This window comes from Tardiphaga alba (genome assembly GCF_018279705.1).
GTDB lineage: Bacteria > Pseudomonadota > Alphaproteobacteria > Rhizobiales > Xanthobacteraceae > Tardiphaga > Tardiphaga alba.
Genome location: NZ_CP036498.1, coordinates 571,362 through 590,203 on the forward strand (window position 1 = coordinate 571,362; position 18,842 = coordinate 590,203).

Annotated in this window: 15 protein-coding genes; 7 read left to right on the top strand and 8 right to left on the bottom strand. The window is 62.6% G+C overall.

Annotation, left to right across the window (positions count from 1 at the left end; translation table 11 throughout):
* Window positions 1–97 precede the first annotated feature (97 nt).
* The 3 genes from hmgA to fahA are packed head-to-tail and all read left to right on the top strand — an operon-like array spanning window position 98 to window position 3,393.
* On the top strand, window positions 98–1,444 hold the full coding sequence (gene hmgA, locus RPMA_RS02715) for a homogentisate 1,2-dioxygenase (RefSeq protein ID WP_211911423.1): 1,347 nt from the start codon (window positions 98–100) through the stop codon (window positions 1,442–1,444).
* Window positions 1,445–1,450: 6 nt separating this feature from the next.
* A complete protein-coding gene (maiA, locus tag RPMA_RS02720) occupies window positions 1,451–2,101 on the top strand; it encodes a maleylacetoacetate isomerase (RefSeq protein ID WP_211911424.1) in 651 nt (216 codons plus the stop codon).
* Between the two features lie 23 nt (window positions 2,102–2,124).
* Window positions 2,125–3,393 carry a fumarylacetoacetase gene (fahA, locus tag RPMA_RS02725; RefSeq protein ID WP_211911425.1) on the top strand — a complete coding sequence of 423 codons (1,269 nt, stop codon included), beginning with the start codon at window positions 2,125–2,127 and terminating at the stop codon, window positions 3,391–3,393.
* Between the two features lie 130 nt (window positions 3,394–3,523).
* Here fahA and RPMA_RS02730 read toward each other — a convergent pair whose 3' ends face one another.
* Window positions 3,524–3,997: an Lrp/AsnC family transcriptional regulator gene (locus RPMA_RS02730; RefSeq protein WP_211911426.1), complete on the bottom strand. Its 474-nt coding sequence runs from the start codon at window positions 3,995–3,997 to the stop codon at window positions 3,524–3,526.
* Window positions 3,998–4,131: 134 nt separating this feature from the next.
* Here RPMA_RS02730 and hppD point away from each other — a divergent pair, with 134 nt between their 5' ends.
* Window positions 4,132–5,256 (top strand): 4-hydroxyphenylpyruvate dioxygenase, encoded by a 1,125-nt coding sequence (gene hppD / locus RPMA_RS02735; protein WP_211911427.1) that lies wholly within the window; start codon window positions 4,132–4,134, stop codon window positions 5,254–5,256.
* Between the two features lie 212 nt (window positions 5,257–5,468).
* Here hppD and RPMA_RS02740 read toward each other — a convergent pair whose 3' ends face one another.
* The 4 genes from RPMA_RS02740 to RPMA_RS02755 form a co-directional block, all read right to left on the bottom strand.
* A complete protein-coding gene (locus tag RPMA_RS02740; RefSeq protein ID WP_249225523.1) occupies window positions 5,469–6,551 on the bottom strand; it encodes a CaiB/BaiF CoA transferase family protein in 1,083 nt (360 codons plus the stop codon).
* A gap of 169 nt (window positions 6,552–6,720) precedes the next feature.
* Window positions 6,721–7,521: an FAD binding domain-containing protein gene (locus RPMA_RS02745; RefSeq protein WP_211911429.1), complete on the bottom strand. Its 801-nt coding sequence runs from the start codon at window positions 7,519–7,521 to the stop codon at window positions 6,721–6,723.
* 10 nt (window positions 7,522–7,531) lie between these two features.
* A complete protein-coding gene (locus RPMA_RS02750) occupies window positions 7,532–9,886 on the bottom strand; it encodes a xanthine dehydrogenase family protein molybdopterin-binding subunit (protein WP_211911430.1) in 2,355 nt (784 codons plus the stop codon).
* 90 nt (window positions 9,887–9,976) lie between these two features.
* Window positions 9,977–10,462, bottom strand: a complete 486-nt coding sequence (locus tag RPMA_RS02755; RefSeq protein ID WP_211911431.1) for a (2Fe-2S)-binding protein — start codon at window positions 10,460–10,462, stop codon at window positions 9,977–9,979.
* A gap of 298 nt (window positions 10,463–10,760) precedes the next feature.
* On the opposite strand from RPMA_RS02755, the gene RPMA_RS02760 reads away from it, so the two are divergent.
* The 3 genes from RPMA_RS02760 (at window position 10,761) to RPMA_RS02770 (ending at window position 14,435) form a co-directional block, all read left to right on the top strand.
* Entirely contained in the window at window positions 10,761–11,432 is a 672-nt protein-coding gene (locus RPMA_RS02760) for a 3-oxoacid CoA-transferase subunit A (protein ID WP_211911432.1), read from the top strand.
* The gene (locus RPMA_RS02765; RefSeq protein WP_249225524.1) at window positions 11,429–12,115 is read left to right on the top strand and encodes a 3-oxoacid CoA-transferase subunit B; all 687 of its coding nucleotides are present in this window, start codon (window positions 11,429–11,431) and stop codon (window positions 12,113–12,115) included. The genes RPMA_RS02760 and RPMA_RS02765 overlap by 4 nt, the downstream gene beginning before the upstream one ends.
* A 313-nt stretch (window positions 12,116–12,428) precedes the next feature.
* A complete protein-coding gene (locus RPMA_RS02770; RefSeq protein ID WP_328516550.1) occupies window positions 12,429–14,435 on the top strand; it encodes a methyl-accepting chemotaxis protein in 2,007 nt (668 codons plus the stop codon).
* Window positions 14,436–14,578: 143 nt separating this feature from the next.
* Here the strand turns inward: RPMA_RS02770 and atzF are convergent, their stop codons facing one another.
* The 3 genes from atzF to RPMA_RS02785 all read right to left on the bottom strand — a co-directional run bounded on the left by atzF (window position 14,579) and on the right by RPMA_RS02785 (window position 18,804).
* Entirely contained in the window at window positions 14,579–16,321 is a 1,743-nt protein-coding gene (gene atzF, locus RPMA_RS02775; protein ID WP_211913401.1) for an allophanate hydrolase, read from the bottom strand.
* Window positions 16,322–16,432: 111 nt separating this feature from the next.
* Window positions 16,433–18,076, bottom strand: a complete 1,644-nt coding sequence (locus RPMA_RS02780; protein ID WP_211911433.1) for a regulator — start codon at window positions 18,074–18,076, stop codon at window positions 16,433–16,435.
* A complete protein-coding gene (locus tag RPMA_RS02785; protein WP_211911434.1) occupies window positions 18,073–18,804 on the bottom strand; it encodes a cysteine hydrolase family protein in 732 nt (243 codons plus the stop codon). The genes RPMA_RS02780 and RPMA_RS02785 overlap by 4 nt, the downstream gene beginning before the upstream one ends.
* Window positions 18,805–18,842 lie beyond the last annotated feature (38 nt).

Genomic DNA, 18,842 nt, shown 5'->3' on the forward strand with positions numbered 1-18,842 from the left:
GAGCGCAGCGACGAAGCAATCCAGAAAGCCAAGCGAAAAACTGGATTGCTTCGTCGCCTTCGGCTCCTCGCAATGACGAGGGAGAGAGGAGAGCGAGATGAACGTCAATACTACGCCTGATAAAATTCACCTCGCCTCCGGGCAGGTCACCCCTGGCTATATGTCGGGCTTCGGCAATTCGTTCGAGACCGAAGCACTGCCCGGCGCGCTGCCGATGGGCCGCAATTCGCCGCAACGTTGCGCCTACGGCCTCTATGCCGAACAGCTCTCCGGCTCGCCTTTCACTGCGCCGCGTGGCACCAATGAGCGTTCCTGGCTATACCGCATCCGCCCGTCGGTGAAGCATTCCGGCCGCTTTACAAAGGTGGATCGCAAGCATTGGCGCACCGCGCCGTGCCACGAGAACGATATGCCCATCGCGCAGTTGCGATGGGACCCCGCGCCGATGCCGAGCGAGAAGCTCACCTTCATCGACGGCATCCACACCATGACGACAGCCGGTGATGCCGGCACGCAGGCCGGCATGGCCGCGCATATCTATCTGATCACGGCGTCCATGGTGGACCAGAACTTCTACAATGCCGATGGCGAGCTGATGTTCGTGCTGCAGCAGGGCCAGCTGCTGTTGGTCACCGAATTCGGCCGCATCCATGCCGAGCCTGGCGAGATCGTCGTGATCCCGCGCGGCGTCAAGTTCCGCGTCGAACTGCCGGATGGTCCTGCGCGCGGCTATCTCTGTGAAAATTACGGCGGGGCCTTCACGCTGCCGGAGCGCGGGCCGATCGGGGCCAATTGCCTCGCCAATGCGCGCGACTTCCTGACGCCGGTCGCCTCCTATGAAGACAAGGACACGCCGACCGAACTCTATGTGAAATGGGGCGGCGAGCTCTATGTGACCAAGCTCGGCCACTCGCCGATCGACGTCGTCGCCTGGCACGGCAATTATGCGCCCTATAAATACGACCTGCGCAGCTTCTCGCCGGTGGGCGCCATCGGCTTCGATCATCCGGATCCGTCGATCTTCACGGTGCTCACCTCGCCGTCGGAAACGGCCGGCACCGCGAATATCGATTTCGTGATCTTCCCCGAGCGCTGGATGGTCGGCGAAAACACCTTCCGTCCGCCGTGGTATCACATGAATATCATGTCGGAATTCATGGGCCTCATTTACGGTGTCTATGATGCGAAGCCGCAGGGGTTCGTCCCCGGCGGCATCAGCCTGCACAATATGATGTTGTCGCATGGCCCGGATCGCGATGCCTTCGATCACGCCAGCAATGGCGAGCTCAAGCCGGTGAAGCTCACGGGCACCATGGCCTTCATGTTCGAGACGCGCTTCCCGCAGCGGGTCACGGACTATGCTGCGACCACGCCGGCTTTGCAGAGCGATTATGCCGTTTGCTGGGACGGGCTCGAGAAACGCTTCGATCCGAACAGGCCGTGAGGTGATATGAGCACACAGCCCGACGCCGTCCTCTACGGCTATTTCCGCTCCACCGCCGCCTATCGCGTCCGCATCGCGCTGGGCCTGAAAGGGCTCGGCGCGGATCAGCGCTACGTACATCTGCGCAAGGGCGAGCAGACCCAGCCGGCCTATCGCAAGATCAATCCGGCGGGTCTCGTGCCGTATTTCGCTGAAGGCGATCTGCATCTCGCGCAATCGCTGGCGATCATCGAATATTTGGACGAGACCCATCCCGAACCGCCGCTGCTGCCGAAAGGCGCTGCAGCGCGCGCCATTGCGCGCGAAATGGCGCAGGTGGTGTGCTGCGACATCCACCCGATCGGCAATTTGCGCGTGCTCAATCGCCTGATCGAGATGGGCGTCGATGACGCCGCGCGCACCGCGTGGTCGCAGCATTGGATCGCCACCGGCTTCGACGCCATCGAGGCGCGGCTGGCCGAGCTCGACGCTGGCCCGTTTGCCTTTGGTGATCAGCCGACGCTCGCCGATATCTGCATCGTGCCGCAGGTGTTCAATGCGCGCCGTTTCGGCCTCGATCTCGCGCCCTATCCCCGCATCCGTGCCATCGATGCCGCTGCCGCGAAAGTCGAGGCATTTGCTGCCGCCGAGCCGGGCCGCCAGCCCGACGCCGAGTGACACATCAACCGTCCGGACACCCCATGCATCCCAACGATCCCGCGCTGCGTTCTTTCATCACTGTCGATCCGGCATCGGATTTCCCGATCCAGAACCTGCCTTACGGCGTGTTCTCCACGTCGGGCACGTCGCCGCGCGTCGGCGTCGCCATCGGTGATGCCGTGCTGGATCTCGCGGCGATCGAGGCCGAAGGTCTGCTTGATCTCGGCGGCGCCAAGGGCATCTTCGCGCAACCGTCGATCAATGCTTTCATGGCGCTCGGTCCAAAAGTCTGGTCGGCGACGCGCGAACGCATCAGCACGCTGCTGCGCCATGACCATGCGGAGCTGCGCGACAATGCTGCCCTGCGCCAGCGCGCGTTGCTGCCGCGCAAGGACGTGACGCTGCATCTGCCGCTCACGGTGGCCGGCTTCACCGATTTCTATTCGTCGAAGGAACACGCCACCAATGTCGGCGTGATGTTCCGCGGCAAGGACAATGCGCTGCAGCCGAACTGGCTGCATATGCCCATCGGCTACAACGGCCGCGCTTCCACGGTGGTGGTCAGCGGCACCAAGGTGCGGCGCCCGCGCGGGCAGCTCAAGCCGCCAAGCGTCGATGTGCCGTCCTTCGGCCCATGCAAGCGGCTCGATTTCGAACTGGAGATGGGCGTGGTCGTCGGCCAGTCCTCGACCATGGGCGACATGCTCACCGAGGCGCAGGCTGAAGAGAGCATTTTCGGCTTCGTGCTGCTCAATGACTGGAGCGCGCGCGATATCCAGCAATGGGAGTATGTGCCGCTCGGCCCTTTCCTCGCCAAGGGGTTTGCGACGACGATTAGTCCGTGGATCGTGACGCGCGAGGCGCTGGAGCCGTTCCGCGTGCAGGGGCCGGCGCAGGATCCGGCGCCGCTTCCCTATCTTCAACAGCGCGGCGCCAACAATTACGACATGCAGCTCGATGTCGATCTGCGCACGTCCGGCACGGCGAAGCCGGCCCGGATCGCCAGCACCAATTTCAGATACATGTATTGGTCGTCGGTGCAGCAACTGGTCCATCACGCCTCCAATGGCTGCATGATGAGCATCGGCGATCTGCTCGGCTCCGGCACCATCAGCGGCCCGGAGAAGGAACAGCGCGGCAGCCTGCTGGAAATCTCGTGGAACGGTTCGGAGCCGTTCGAGCTGCCGGATGGCAGCAAACGGTCATTCCTCGAAGACGGCGATTCGCTGGCGATCCGTGGCTGGTGCCAGGGCAAGGGCTATCGTGTCGGCTTCGGCGAATGCGAGGGGACGATTGCGGCGGCGGAGTGATGTCTCCGTCCCTCATGGTGAGGAGGCGCGTGAGCGCCGTCTCGAACCATGAGATGGCTTTGGCTCCGAGTTTGCCGCCATCCTTCGAGACGCCGCTGAGCGGCTCCTCAGGATGAGGGGCGGAGTGATGTTAGCGCAGCGTGTTGAGCGGCAGCTTGCTGGTGTCTTTCAGCCGGTCCAGCACGATGGATGACCGCACATGGGCGACGCTCTGATGCGGCATCAGCACGTCATTGACGAGGTTCGACAGGCCCTTGAGATCGCGCAGGATCGCCTTCAGCACATAATCGGCATCGCCGGTGAGCGAATAGGCCTCCTGGATCTCGTCGATCCGCTGCACCAGCGTGCGAAACTTCTTCGCATTGTCGGGTGAATGGGTGGCCAGCGTCACCTGGATGAAGGCGACGACGCCGAAGCCGAGGGCTTCCGGCGAGATGTCGGCGTGATAGCCCGAGATCACCTTATCGTCCTCTAGCCGCATCCGCCGCCGCGAGCATTGCGAGGCGGAGAGGCCGACATTGTCGGCAAGCTGCTGGTTGGTCAGCCGGCCGTCGTCCTGCAGCGCCGCCAGCATCTTCAGATCGAACAAATCCACCTCGATCATGCGCGGAATGCTCCTGTCATGCACGGATCGTGCATGATTGTGACATTTCGCAACCCGGATTGCACGCACCTTGCGCGCCGGACGCCTCACATTGTCCTGAAGCGACATTCGTCCGCAGCGACAGGGAGAACACAATGGGTCCGTTTCCGCATGACGCGCCGGCTGCTCAAATTTCGGCCGACAATCCCATGGGCACCGACGGCTTTGAATTCGTCGAATATGCGCATCCGAACCCCGAAGAGCTGCATGCGCTGTTCAAGTTGATGGGCTACGCGCCCGTGGCACGTCACAAGACCAAGAAGATCACGGTCTATCGCCAGGGCGACATCAACTATCTCGTCAATGAGGAGCCGGGCACCCACGGCTTCAATTTCGTCACCGCCCACGGTCCGTGTGCGCCATCCATGGGCTTTCGCGTGGTCGATGCGAAACAGGCTTATGAGCGTGCCGTCGCGCTCGGTGCGGAACCAGCCGATGCGACTTCCGCGCAGAAGACTCTCGACGTCCCCGCCATCAAGGGCATCGGCGGCAGCCTGCTTTATTTCGTCGATCGCTACGGCGCCAAGGGCTCGGCCTATGATCTCGAATTCGACTGGATCGGCGCCAGGAACCCGCGTCCCGCCGGCGCCGGCCTGTTCTATCTCGATCACCTCACGCACAACGTCCATCGTGGCCGCATGGATGTATGGACCGGCTTCTACGAAAAACTGTTCAACTTCCGCCAGATCCGCTTCTTCGACATCGAAGGCCGCGCCTCCGGCCTGTTTTCGCGGGCGCTGACCAGCCCGGACGGCAAGATCCGTATCCCGATCAACGAGGATGCCGGCGACAGCGGGCAGATCGAGGAATACCTGAACATCTATCGCGGCGAAGGAATCCAGCACATCGCCTGCGGTGTGAAGGACATCCATACGACCATTGAAAAGCTGCGCGCCGACGGGCTACCCTTCATGCCGTCGCCGCCGGCGACCTATTTCGAGAAGATCGACGCCCGCCTGCCGAAACACGGCGAGGACGTTGCGCGCCTGCAGAGGAACGGCATCCTGATCGACGGCGAGGGTGTGGTGAATGGCGGCGAGACCAAAGTGCTGCTGCAGCTCTTCTCGGCCAATGCGATCGGGCCGATCTTCTTCGAATTCATCCAGCGCAAGGGCGACGACGGATTCGGCGAAGGCAATTTCAAGGCGCTGTTCGAGTCGATTGAGGAAGACCAGATCCGCAGGGGCGTGCTGAGCGTCGCAGACAAGACCGCGGCGTAGTCTCTTTCTTTTCCCTCCCCCAAGCCGCGAAGCGGCGCAGTGGGGAGGGTGGCCGGCCCACTTGGGCCGGTCGGGTGGGGCCGCCCCACGTTACATCGGAGTTTGGGGCAAGCACCCCACCCGTCACGATGCTCGCTGAACGCTCGCCTCGTGCCACCCTCCCCGCTGCGCGGCTTCGCCGCTTGGGGAGGGATAAGAGGCGCGTCTCGCCTCTAACCGGCCCACGCCTTTACCGCATCCTCCAGCCCCGCTTTCACCGGCGCTCGCGCCGCTGATGGCGTGCGCGAGAATCTCGGTGCGGGCCCAGGTTGCGTCGCGCCGTCCTGCTGGATGAAGACCTCGCGTGCCACCATATGCGGATGCTTCGTCGCTTCCGACATGGTCAACACCGGCGCGAAGCACACATCGGTGCCTTCCATGATCTTGCACCATTCGTCGCGGCTCTTGGTCTTGAACACGGCGACGAGCTTGTCCTTCAGCGCGGCCCACTGCTTCTGGTCCATCTGCGCATCGAAACAGGCCTCGTCGAGCCCGGCCAGTTCGCGCAGTTGTGCATAGAATTGCGGCTCGATGGAGCCGATGGAAATGAAGTTGCTGCAGCTGCATTCGTAGACGCCGTAGAAATGCGCGCCGCCATCCAGCATGTTGGCTTCGCGCTCTTCCTTCCAGCGGCCGGCTGCGGTCATGTCGAAGAACATGGTGATCAGTGAGGCTGCGCCATCGCACATGGCGGCATCCACCACCTGACCCTGGCCGGATTTGCCGGCTTCCAGCATCGCGGCCAGCATGCCCATCACCAGATACATGGAGCCGCCGCCGAAATCGCCAACGAGGTTGAGCGGCGGCACCGGCTTGTCGGCGCCGCCGATGGCGGCCAGCGCCCCGGTGATGGAAATGTAGTTGATGTCATGGCCGGCGGCCTGCGCCAGCGGGCCGTCCTGGCCCCAGCCGGTCATGCGGCCATAGACGAGTTTCTTGTTGCGGCCGAGGACGACATCGGGCCCGAGGCCGAGGCGCTCCATCACGCCGGGACGATAGCCCTCAACCAGCGCATCGGCACTGTCGAGCAGCGACAGCACGCCAGCGATGGCGGCCTTGTCCTTAAGATCGACTTCGACGATTTTTCGCCCGCGCGCGGCGGCGCCTTTCGGCATCTGCTTCGGCCGCACCAGCGTGATCACCTCGGCGCCCATGTCGGCGAGCAGCATGCAGGCGAAGGGGCCTGGGCCGATGCCGGCGAATTCGACGATGCGCGTGCCCTTCAGCGGGCCTGAGAGTTTGCTGGTATCCGTCACGTGTGCGTTTCCCGTCTTGATACGATCTCGAAACGAGATCGTTGCTTTGGGAAAACAGTGAACGTGACGATTGACGAGAGCAAGACGCTTTTGGGCGCAATCTTGCATGCGCCCATGTTGCGGCGCTGCACAATGCGCGATATCCGCGCATTGTGCGCTCTGTGGAATGTTATCCCGCCGCGTCCACCGCCCTCTGCGCCATCACCTTGATCAGATTGGCGCGATAGGCGGCGGAGCCGTGGATGTCACCCATCAGTCCGTCGGCAGAGATCGACACGCTGTCGAGCGCGCCTGCAGACCAGTTTGGTTTCAACGCAGCCTCGATCGCCGGCACGCGCATCACGCCATCCTGCGCGGCACCTGTCGCCGCAACCCGGATTTCACCGTCCTTCATCTGCGCCACGAACACGCCGGTCATGGCGAAGCGTGACGCGGGATGGCGCATCTTGGCGTAGCCAGCCTTGGCGGGGATCGGGAACGAAACCGCCATGATGATCTCGCCATCTTCCAGCGCCGTCGTGAACAGGCCCTGGAAAAAGTCTGCCGCGGCGATGCTGCGCTTGTTGGTTTTCACCGTCGCGTTGAGAGCGAGCACCGCGGCCGGATAGTCGGCGGCCGGATCGTTGTTGGCGAGCGAGCCGCCGATGGTGCCGCGATAGCGCACGGCGGGGTCGCCGAGCACTTCGGTCAAATGCACGATCGCTGGGATCGCCTTCTTCGCCTCGGCGCTTTGCGTGATGTCGTAATAGGTCGTTGCTGCCTTGATGATCAGTGCGTCGGACGTGACCTCGATGCCGATCAGATCCTTGATTTTTGCGATGTCGATGACATCGGATGGGCCGGCGAGACGCTGCTTCATGACGGGCAGTAGCGTATGGCCGCCAGCGAGGCACTTCGCTTCGGGGTGCTTCGACAGCAGTGCTGCGGCTTCATCGACGGTGGCGGCGCGGTGATAGGTGGTCTCGTACATGGTCGCCTCCTTACTCTGCTGCCTGTTGCAACTGCAGCGCTTCCCATACGCGGCCGGGTGTGGCCGGCATTTCGAGTTTGTTGTGGCCGAGCGCGTCGGTGATCGCATTGATCACCGCGGGCGATGATCCGATCGCGCCGGCTTCACCGCAGCCCTTGATGCCGAGCGGATTGCCGGGGCAAAGCGTGATCGAATGCGAGATCTTGAAGGAGGGCACGTCATCTGCACGCGGCATGGCGTAGTCCATGAAGGATGCTGTTACCGGCTGGCCGTTGTCGTCATAGACGGCGGCTTCCAGCATGGCCTGGCCGATACCCTGGGCGAGACCGCCATGCACCTGGCCTTCGACGATCATCGGATTGATGAGGCGGCCGAAGTCGTCCACGGCGACAAAGTCGATAATGTCAGTCTTGCCGGTGCCGGGATCGATCTCGACCTCGCAGATGTAAGTGCCTGCGGGGAAGGTGAAGTTGGTGGGATCGTAGAAGGCACTTTCCTTTAAACCGGGCTCCATGCCGTCGGGCAGGTTGTGCGCGGTGTAGGCGGCGAGCGCGACCATCGGCAGCGCGATGGACTTGTCGGTGCCGGCCACCTTGAACTCGCCATTCTCGATGACGATGTCGCCTTCGGAGGCCTCTAACTGATGCGCGGCGATCTTCTTCGCTTTGGCTTCCATCTTCTCCATCGCCTTAAAGATCGCGCTCATGCCAACGGCGCCGGAGCGTGAGCCATAGGTGCCCATGCCGAACTGCACCTTGTCGGTGTCGCCATGGACGATGGAGACCTGATCAATGGAGATGCCGAGACGATCCGCGACGAGCTGCGCGAAGGTCGTCTCATGGCCCTGGCCGTGGCTATGCGAGCCCGTGAGGATCTCGATGGTGCCGACGGGATTGACGCGCACCTCCGCGGATTCCCACAGGCCGACGCCGGCGCCGAGCGAGCCGACAGCTTTTGACGGCGCGATGCCGCAGGCCTCGATGTAGCAGGAGAAGCCGAGGCCACGCAGCTTGCCGGCGGCTTTCGACTTCGCCTTGCGGGCCGGGAAGCCCTTGTAGTCGATGGCTTCGAGTGCCTTGTCCAGCGCGGCACCGAAATCGCCAATGTCATAGGCCATGATGACGGGCGTCTGATGCGGGAACTGGGTGATGAAGTTCGTGCGTCGCAGCTCGGCGGGATCGACCTTCAACTCACGCGCCGATGTTTCCATCAGACGTTCGAGCAGGTAGCTCGCTTCGGGGCGGCCGGCGCCGCGATAGGCATCCACCGGCGTGGTGTTGGTATAGACGCCCATCACTTCCGCATAGATGGCGGGAATGTTGTATTGGCCCGATAGCAGCGTGGCGTAGAGATAGGTCGGCACCGATGATGAGAACAGCGACATATAGGCGCCGAAATTCGCGTGGGTCTTCACCCGCAGGCCAAGAATCTTGTTGTTGGCATCGAAGGCCATTTCGGCATGCGACATGTGATCGCGACCATGGGCGTCAGTGAGGAAGGCCTCCGAGCGATCACCGGTCCATTTCACCGGGCGGCCAGTCTTCTTCGAGGCCCACAGCGCCACCATCTCTTCGGGATAGATGAAGATTTTTGAGCCGAAGCCACCGCCGACATCGGGGGCGATGACGCGCAGCTTGTGCTCCTGCGCGACATTGTAGAAGGCGGAAAGAACGAGCCGCGCTACATGCGGGTTCTGCGATGTGGTGTAGAGCGTGAAATGTTCTTCGGCCTCGTCATATTCGGCGACCGCCGCACGCGGCTCCATCGCATTGGGGACGAGACGGTTGTTGGTCAGCTCCAGCGAGACGACATTCGCCGCCTTGGCGAAGGCATCATTGGTCGCCTTTTCGTCGCCGATCGACCAGTCATAGACCACATTGCCTGGCGCTTCAGGATGCAGCTGCGGCGCGCCTTGCGCGATGGCGGCCTTCATGTTGCTGACGGCGGGGAGTTCTTCATATTCGACGACGACGGCTTCCGCTGCGTCCTTCGCTTGGTTCTTGGTCTCGGCGATGACCACGGCGACGGCCTGCCCGACAAAGCGCACGGTGTCCGGCGCCATCGCTGGCCACGCTCCCATCTTCATGGGCGAGCCGTCCTTCGAGGTGATGGCCCAGCCGCAGATGAGATTGCCGATCTTGTCGTCGACGAGCTGCTGGCCGGTGAGCACGTCCACGACGCCCGGCATGTCTTTCGCCGCGGATGCGTCGATGCTCTTCACTTTCGCATGCGCGTGGGGGCTGCGGATGAAATGGGCGTGGGTCAGTCCGACGACCTTGACGTCGTCCACATAGCGACCGCGGCCTGTGATAAATCGCTTGTCTTCCTTGCGCGCAACGCGTGCGCCGATGCCTTCAACGCCCATCCTGTGGGTCCTCTCCCTGCCGGAGTTATTGATTGTCCGCGGCTTTCACCAAAGCGCGCGGTCGGCTCGTTCAATTCAAGTCACAACGGCTCATTCAGCCGCTTGTGCAACCTTCATGCGTCCGGCGGCGTCGAGCACCGATTTGACGATGTTGTGATAGCCGGTGCAGCGGCAGATATTGCCTTCGAGCTCGTGACGGACGGTCTGCTCATCGAGATCACCGTTGTGGCGGTGCACAATATCGATGGCCGACATGATCATGCCCGGGGTGCAGTAGCCGCACTGCAAGCCATGATTGTCGCGGAAGGCAGCTTGCATCGGATGCAGCTGGTCGCCCTTCGAGATGCCTTCGATGGTGGTGATGTTGGCGCCATCTACCTGTCCGGCCAGCGTGGTGCAGGATTTCACGGCCTTGCCGTCGATATGCACAATGCAGGCGCCGCATTGCGACGTGTCGCAGCCGACATGGGTGCCGGTGAGATTGAGATTCTCGCGCAAGAGATGGACGAGAAGCGTCCGGTCTTCGACCGCGACGGTGACGGCTTTGCCGTTGACCGTCAGTTTCACTGTGGACACGTGCAGACCTCCCGATGATTTTTAATTGGTCTAATTAGAAGCGGGGGTGTGCGAGTTTGCAACTAGGAATTTGGTGGGGTGTTTCTTGTAGCCCGGATGGAGCGCAGCGTAATCCGGGGACCGGAGATATGCGGGACGTCTGATTCCCGGATTGCGCTGCGCTCCATCCGGGCTACGCACGCGTCCCCCTCCTGCAAATTTGTGCCTTCAACTTCTTCCCCGGCGATGCTCTATTCCGCCCGAACATGCCGCAAGCCATTGGCGGCCATAACAATTCCGTATCAAGGAGTTTTCGGGAGTGATCGACAAGCGCGTAGCCAGCCTGGCCGATGCCGTGGCTGGGGTGAAGGACGGGGCGACCGTTCTGGTGGCCGGATTCGGCACCGTCGGCATTGCCGATGATCTTCTGGAGGCGCTGCACGAACAGGGCGCGACCAATCTCACCATCGTTCACAACAATGCCGGCAATGGCGATGTGGGCCTGGCTCGGCTGATCAATTCCGGCCGTGTCACCAAGGTGATCTGCTCCTATCCGCGCTCCGGCGATTACAGCGCGTTCCTCAACGCCTATCGCAACAAGACGCTCGAACTCGAACTGGTGCCGCAGGGCATCATCAGCGAGCGCATGCATGCCCACGCTGCCGGTCTCGGCGGCTTCTTCTCGCCGGTGACCGCGCACACAAAACTTGCCGAGGGCAAGGAGACCCGCGAGATCAACGGCGTGCTGCATGTGTTCGAGAAGCCGTTGAAGGGCGATGTCGCCTTGCTGCGCGCCATGAAGGCGGATCGCTGGGGCAATCTCGTCTACAATCAGTCGGCGCGTAACTTCAATCCGATCATGGCCATGGCCGCCGATCTCAGCATCGTCCAGGTGGACGAGATGGTCGAACTCGGCAGCATGGATCCGGAAGCCGTGGTGACACCCAGCATTTTCATCGATCGCATCGTAGTCGTAGGAGCCAAAGCATGACGACTTACAAGCCGCTGAACCGTGACCAAATGGCCTGGCGCGCCGCGCAGGATCTGCAGGAGGGCGCTTACGTCAATCTCGGCATCGGCATGCCCACGCGTGCGGCGAGCTATGTGCCTGACGGTCGCGAGGTGATCTTCCACAGCGAGAACGGCATTTTGGGCCTTGGCCCGAAGCCGGAGCCAGGCACGGAAGACGAAAACCTGATCGATGCGGGCAAGAACTACACGACCCTGATCAAGGGCGGCGTGTTCATGCATCATGCCGATGCCTTCCTGATGATCCGCGGCAAGCATCTGGACGTTAGCCTGCTCGGTGCATTCGAGGTCTCCGAGCAGGGCGATCTCGCCAACTGGACCACGGAAGATCCGAGCTTCCCGCCCGGTGTCGGCGGCGCCATGGATCTCGCGGTGGGCGCCAAGGAAATCCGGGTGATCATGGATCACACCGACAAGTCGGGTCAGCCGCGCATTCTCAACAAGTGCCGCCTGCCGCTGACGGCGCCGGGTTGCGTCAAGCGCATCTACACCAATCTGGCGGTGATCGATGTCACCGAGCAGGGCTTGTTCGTGCGCGAGATGGTGGAGGGCATGACGCTGGAAAAGCTGCAGGAACTCACCGAGCCGAAGCTGCAACTGGCGAATAACTGGCAGGCGCTCAGCCCCCCGGCGATCGCGGCGTGAAAATGTAGGGTGGGCAAAGGCGCCCTTGCGCCGTGCCCACCTTCACCTGCCGTGCACTTGAAGGTGGGCACGCTTCCGCCGTCGCTCTTCGAGCTATGGCGGACAAGCCGCTTTGCCCACCCGACACGCCCCGTCCGCCTGCCGCACAACTTCCAAGGCTCCCGGTAACCGTTTACTCGCTCTTAGTTTCTCTGCCGTAGCTTTAGGCACTCACTCCAGGTGCGGGCTGCGCCGGGAGATGAGGTGTTGGGAGTGAGAAACGGGGGGCCCCAAAGTGGCAACGACGACGCTTGTCCGGAAAAAACCGGCTTTCTTGAAACTGCCTACCCTCAGGTTCCGCGCCAAGGTGACGCTCGGCTTCGCCGCGGTGCTTCTGATCTCCGCCGTCAGCATGGCGCTCGCCTATATCGGCTTCGAGCGCATCGCTAATGGTGTCGTCTCCTATCGCACCACCGTCGCGGAATCGGGCCTCGCCCGTAATATCGACCGCGAACTGACCTCCTATCAGGCGCTTTCACGCTACTACGTGCTGACCAGCTCCGAGGCTGACGCGAAGGCTGCCAAGACCGCGGAAGCGGCGCTCAAGGATGCGATCGACCAGTCGATGAAAGCTGCGACGGACTCGGTGCGCCTCGACAAGATCACGCGCCTGGCGCGCGAGTTCACGACGTTCACCAAGATCTTTGCAGATATTCTCACAGTGAAGAGCGAGAACGACCAGATCGCCGCCAATCAGCTCTCGCGCACCAGCCTGATGCTGCGCAACAAGATCGATGATCTCGGTGACACCGCCATCATGGCCGGCATGGCGTCGGTGCAGGATCAGGTGAAGGAAATCACCACCCAGTTCATCACCGCGACCTCACTGGTGAACACCTATATCGGCAAGGCCGAGGACAAGACCTCGAATGCCGCGTCGGCACGCATCAAGTTCCTGCAGAACCAGTTCGCGACCGTCTATGCCAATGACGACAAGATCAACAGCAAGCTGAAAGAGATCGTCGCCGACACCAAGATTTATGCGGAGGCCTTCACCAAGTTCGTCGAGAACACCAAGAAGGTGGATGGTCTCGCCAAGGAGATGTCGGAGTCGGCTGCGGCAATCACCAAGCTTTCGAGCGAGATGAAGGCCGACATGCTGTCCGAGCAGCATCGCATGGAGACCGAATCCGACAAGACCGTCACCGACACCAAGCAGCTGGTGATGATCTTGGGCTTCGGTGGCTTCGTGATCGGCGCCATCCTCGCGATGTTGCTTGGTCGCAGCATTGCCAAGCCGATGACTGAAATGTGCGCCGCAATGCGTAAGCTCGCGGCCGGCGATTTTGACGTGGTGCTGCCGGGCCTCGGCCGCCGCGACGAACTCGGCGACATGGCTTCCGCTGTGGAAGAATTCAAGGTCCAGGCTATCGCCAAGGCCGAACGCGATGCTGCAGCACAGGAAGAACAGAACCGTGCGGCCGACCAGCTGCGTCGCGGCGAATTGATCCGCTTCGCAGATCAGTTCGAGTCCGCCGTCGGCTCCATCGTGTCGAGCGTGTCGGTGTCATCCGGTGAACTCGAAGCCGCAGCCAACACGCTCACGCGCACTGCAGAGACCACCGAGCAACTGTCCGGCCAGGCCGCGGCGACCTCGGATGAAGCGTCGTCCAACATGCAGTCGGTGGCCACGGCGACGGAAGAACTGTCGCTCTCGGTCAACGAGATCGGCCGTCAGGTGCAGACGTCCAGCCGCATCGCCGACTCCGCTGTGGATCAGGCACGCCAGACGGACGCCCGTATCGGCGAACTGTCGCGTGCTGCCCAGCGCATCGGCGATGTCGTCGATCTCATCACGGCTATTGCCGAACAGACCAACCTGCTGGCGCTCAACGCGACCATCGAGGCTGCCCGCGCAGGTGATGCCGGCCGTGGCTTTGCGGTCGTTGCGTCGGAAGTGAAGTCGCTGGCTAGCCAGACCGCAAAGGCGACCGAGGAAATCTCGACGCAGATCGCCGGCATGCAGAGCGCGACGCAAGAGTCGGTGGCGGCGATCAAACAGATCGGTAATACCATCGGTGAGATCTCAGGCATTGCGTCCGAGATCGCCAGCGCAGTGGAACAGCAGGGTGCGGCCACGCGCGAAATCGCGCAGAACGTCCAGCGCGTCGCTCATGGCACGCAGCAGGTTGCCGGCAACATCACGGAAGTGAACCGTGGTGCATCGGAGACCGGTGCGGCGTCGGGGCAGGTGTTGAACTCGGCGCAGACGCTGTCTGCGGAAAGCACCCGCTTGCGCGCCGAACTCGATCGCTTCATGGAAAATATAAGGGCGGCGTAAACACAGCCCTCATGGTGAGGAGCATCGCGTAGCGATGCGTCTCGAACCATGAGGTGGCTGGGCTCGGAGCCTGCATCCATCCTTCGAGACGCCGCGCGTTGCGCGGCTCCTCAGGATGAGGGCGGAGCTTATGGTGCGAATCTCTACTTCTTGTCCGCCATGTAAGCGCGCCATCCGCCGTAGCTCGAAATATCCCGCGCGCCCTCCGTTGCGGCAGCTTCCACGAGGAAGCCTTTCACCTGCGATCCGTCGGCCAGCTTCAACGTGCCGATGGACAGGGGCGACGGAATGCCGGCGACGAATGTTCCGAAAGCAGCAGGCGTCAGCGACCACACTTCGACAACAATCTCTGCGCCGCTGCCTTCCGCGACGCGCAACAGTCCGGGTTTGGGCGGCACGGTGCCGCTGAGCGCGAAGAACTTGTAGTCCGCGGCCGTCGTGGTTTCCTTCACGAACTTGCCGTCGAGCTCCTGCAATTCGCGGTTCAGCGCCATGCCTGTTAGATGCGCACCGACGACGGCGATCTCGATCGTGTCGCTTGGGGGCGCGGCAACAGGTGCAAGTTCCGGCTGCGGCACGGCTTTGCCGCTGACGGCAAGCTTCGTGTCTGCATGAAACACCCGGCCGATGCTGGCGAGCTTCGCATCAGCTCCGCCCGGCGCCAGCAATGTAATGCCGAACGGAATGCCGTCGCCACGCATGGCTGCCGGGATAGCGAGGCCGCAGAGGTCGAGCAGATTGACGAAATTGGTATAGGTGCCGAGCCTCGAATTGAGCTCGATCGGATTGGCGAGCACCTGTTCCGTCGTATAGGCGGTCGGCGCGGTTGGCAGCACCAGTGCATCGATGCCGGCAAAGGTCGCGTCCGCAACCCGCTTGACCTCCTGCAGGCGATACAGTGCTGCAAATGTATCGGCAGCGCTGATGCGATTTCCCGCAAGCGTGATCTCGCGCGTCACCGGATGGACCGCATCGGGAGCGGAAGCCAGCAGGTCGCGGATCACGAGCAGGCGTTCGGCGACCCATGGGCCATCATATAGAAGACGCGCGGTCTCGTAGAACGGCTCGAGGTCGAATTCGACCAGCGTGGCGCCGAGCGACTGCCAGCGCTTGAGCGCGTCGGCATAGGCCTTCTCTGACTGTGCATCGCCGAAGAAGATCAGCTGCCCGCTGCGCGGTACGCCAAGCTTCAATCCGTGTGGAAACGCGGTGAGCGATCCGACCTCGCGGCGCTGCGAGTACGGATCCTGCGCGTCATAGCCGCCCATCACGCTGAGGGCCGTCATCGCATCATCAACGGTGAGCGTGAAGATCGATACGCAATCGAGTGTGCGGCAGGCCGGCAAGACGCCGGCGGTCGGGATCAGGCCAAGGCTTGGCTTGAGGCCGACGATGTTGTTCAGCATCGCCGGTACGCGGCCTGAGCCAGCGGTGTCGGTGCCGAGGGTCAGCGGCACGAGACCGGCGCCGACAGCGACGGCCGATCCTGAACTTGAACCTCCGGGCACGAGATCGGCGCGCACCGAGTTTTTCGGAATGCCATAGGGCGACCGGACACCGACGAGGCCGGTCGCGAACTGGTCGAGATTGGTCTTGCCGATAATGATGGCGCCAGCCGCGCGCAGCCGCGCCACGGCGCTGGCATCGCGGGTGGGATTGTAGGCGAAAGCCGGACAGGCTGCTGTTGTGGGCAGGCCGGCGACGTCGATATTGTCCTTCACGGCAACGGGCACGCCGTACAACGGCAGCGCAGCAGCGTCTTTCGCCGCCAGTGCCTCCGCTTCGGCGATGGCCTCGGCTTCGTTGCGTAGCGTGATGAAGATCGCGGGATCGTTGTGGTCGCGGATGCGCTGATAGGTGCGAGCGATGGTTTGGGCGGGCGTCATGGTGCCGGCGCGATGCGCGGCAACGATGTCGGCAATGGTTTCAGGCGCAGCAGTCACGATGTCGTCCTGGAGCGGGTGGCACGGGTGGGCCACCCGCTCGATGAAACGGTCTTATTCGGCAGGAACGGCAAGTGGAGTCTCCGGTTTGTTGAAAGGTGAGAGATTGGGCGCGCCGAACTTGTCGGCAGCCAGGAGGCCGGCTGCGACCAGAGCATAAGCCAGGGCGACGCCGGGCGTCACGCCGAAGCCGACGGCCTCGCCGTGCATGAAGCCAAACCAGGTCATGATAGCGCCGGCCAGCGCGAAGGCTGCGGCCTTTGAGAATTCGCGGTCGATGATGAAGACGCCGATGGCGCCTAGCACGAGGCCGCCGAGGATCGAGCCGCCGCCCATCACTTCGAGGCCGTGATACAGCACGCCCTGTTGCGGCAGCGACGCGATCGCCGCGGCCTTGACCTCGCCGATCTTGTCGGCCGCAAGGCCTGCGGCTTGCGCTGCAGACATGGACGCACCGAGCATGGTGTCGATCTGTAGCTTGCCCCAGGCTGCCAGATGCGGCGTGAAGGCGAGTACGATCGCTGGCGCGTGCTTCAGTGGCGTGGTCTGGAATGCCTGAGCGCCGATCAGCATGCCGATATAGAGCAGGATCGGAGAGATCGCGACCACTGGCACCAGCGCCAGGAGGACTGCAATGACGCCGAACCAGGACAGGATCACGACCATCAAGCCGGTGGCTGCCGAATAGCCGATGCGGCCTCCCATCGCCTTCCATCCGGGATGGCCGATATAGACGGCGTTGATGAACGGGTTGCCCATCAGGCATCCGATCAGCGACACCACACCATCGGCAGTGAGGACGCGCGTGGTCGGATAGTCGTCTCCGGCGGCTTCCGCGGACTCCACATTGTCCATGGCTTCGACGAGATCGTAGATGCCGAACGGTATGGCCGTGACGAGGATGATGCCGAGGAATTCGAAGCCGGAGAAAACATAGTTGAAGGCCGGGATCGGCACCGAGAAGCCGAAATTGGCGAAGGCGTCGCCGACGCCCTTCACGCTCAGGCCGCCGATGCCGAGGCCGAACAGGTTGGAGCCCCAGGCGATGGCCATGCCGACGACAATGGCGATCAAGCCCGCCGGTAGGTTGCGGAAATAGGTCACGCCGCCGAACCAGCTCAGCATGATGATGGCGAAGCAGACGAGGCCGATCTGAGGCGTCATGAACATTTCGAGCGCCGGGCGCATTGAAATGAACGTCACGGACACACCGGCCAGCGTGCCGAGCAGCGCCGCCCGCGGCGTGATCCTGCGGATATAGGGGGCAATGAAGCCGCCGATCATCAGGATGAAACTCTGGAAGAACACCCAGACGAGGCCTGCCGACCAGCCTTTCAGCGGATCGCCGGTCTTGATGGTGATCGGCAGCATGATCACGAAAGTGACGATGAACATGTGCGGCACGCTGACGCCGGACGGCAGCGCGCAGACGTCATTGCGACCGGTTTTCTGCGCCAGGCGATAGGCGAGATAGGCGTAATACAGCGTGGAGAGGCACATCATCAGGCCGAGGGCCGGCAGGATGCGGCCGAACACGAGCGAGTCCGGCATTTTCAGGACGAAGCGCAGCAGGCCGGTCAACACCAGCATGTTGACGAGGATGTTGGTGCCGAAGCCGAACAATGCATTCCAGTCACCGGGCGTCCATAGCGCCGGCTTGAAGTCGCTCTTGCCTGCAGTCCCCACGCTCGTCGTCATCGTGATGCTCCCGCTGCTCGCTTGTTTGAAGTCCCCACGGCGCTTTCAGAACGATGGATGGCATCGAGGACGGCCGCGCTGTCGGCCACCCATCCGAAGATGCCGCCCTGGGCCTTGATCATTTTCAGGCCCATTTCGTGAAATTCGGGAAAGTAGGAGGCGCAGCCATCGGCGATGACGATGCAGCGATAGCCGCGGTCGTTTGCCTCGCGGACGGTGGTGTTGACGCAGACTTCTGTCGTGACACCGCAGACCAGCAGCGTATCGATCTCGCGCGCCTTCAGGTCGGCACCTAGCGAGGTCGCGTAGAACGCGCCCTTGCCCGGCTTGTCGATGACGATCTCGCCCTCCACCGGATAAAGCGCGGGGATGATGTCGTGCCCGGCCTCGCCGCGGATGAGGATGCGTCCCATCGGTCCGGGATCGCCGATCCGCAGCGATGGCGCCCCGCGCGCGATCTTGGCGGGTGGTGCGTCGGACAGATCGGGTAGATGACCTTCGCGGGTGTGCACGACCGTCATCCCGGTCTCGCGCGCCGCTTCCAGAACGGCCGCGATGGGAGCGACTGCTCGGCCGAGCTGGGACACGTCATTGCCGAGCGTTTCACCGAAGCCACCGGGCTCCATGAAGTCACGCTGCATGTCGATGATGACGAGGGCCGTGCTGGTGAAGTCCACGTCGATAGGGCCGGGCTCCGCCGTGACCGTTGCTCGCACTGTATCTGCCATCGCCTGTGATCCCGAGCGGGTGCCGCTCAGGGATCACG

Bases quoted from the DNA above. Each gene is read 5' to 3' on its own strand.
- RPMA_RS02730 (WP_211911426.1), bottom strand. From the start codon at position 3,997: ATGATCGAGGTGGATTTGTTCGATCTGAAGATGCTGGCGGCGCTGCAG.
- hmgA (WP_211911423.1), top strand. From the start codon at position 98: ATGAACGTCAATACTACGCCTGATAAAATTCACCTCGCCTCCGGGCAG.
- RPMA_RS02765 (WP_249225524.1), top strand. From the start codon at position 11,429: ATGACGACTTACAAGCCGCTGAACCGTGACCAAATGGCCTGGCGCGCC.
- RPMA_RS02750 (WP_211911430.1), bottom strand. From the start codon at position 9,886: ATGGGCGTTGAAGGCATCGGCGCACGCGTTGCGCGCAAGGAAGACAAG.
- RPMA_RS02780 (WP_211911433.1), bottom strand. From the start codon at position 18,076: ATGACGACGAGCGTGGGGACTGCAGGCAAGAGCGACTTCAAGCCGGCG.
- maiA (WP_211911424.1), top strand. From the start codon at position 1,451: ATGAGCACACAGCCCGACGCCGTCCTCTACGGCTATTTCCGCTCCACC.
- fahA (WP_211911425.1), top strand. From the start codon at position 2,125: ATGCATCCCAACGATCCCGCGCTGCGTTCTTTCATCACTGTCGATCCG.
- atzF (WP_211913401.1), bottom strand. From the start codon at position 16,321: ATGACGCCCGCCCAAACCATCGCTCGCACCTATCAGCGCATCCGCGAC.
- hppD (WP_211911427.1), top strand. From the start codon at position 4,132: ATGGGTCCGTTTCCGCATGACGCGCCGGCTGCTCAAATTTCGGCCGAC.
- RPMA_RS02785 (WP_211911434.1), bottom strand. From the start codon at position 18,804: ATGGCAGATACAGTGCGAGCAACGGTCACGGCGGAGCCCGGCCCTATC.
- RPMA_RS02745 (WP_211911429.1), bottom strand. From the start codon at position 7,521: ATGTACGAGACCACCTATCACCGCGCCGCCACCGTCGATGAAGCCGCA.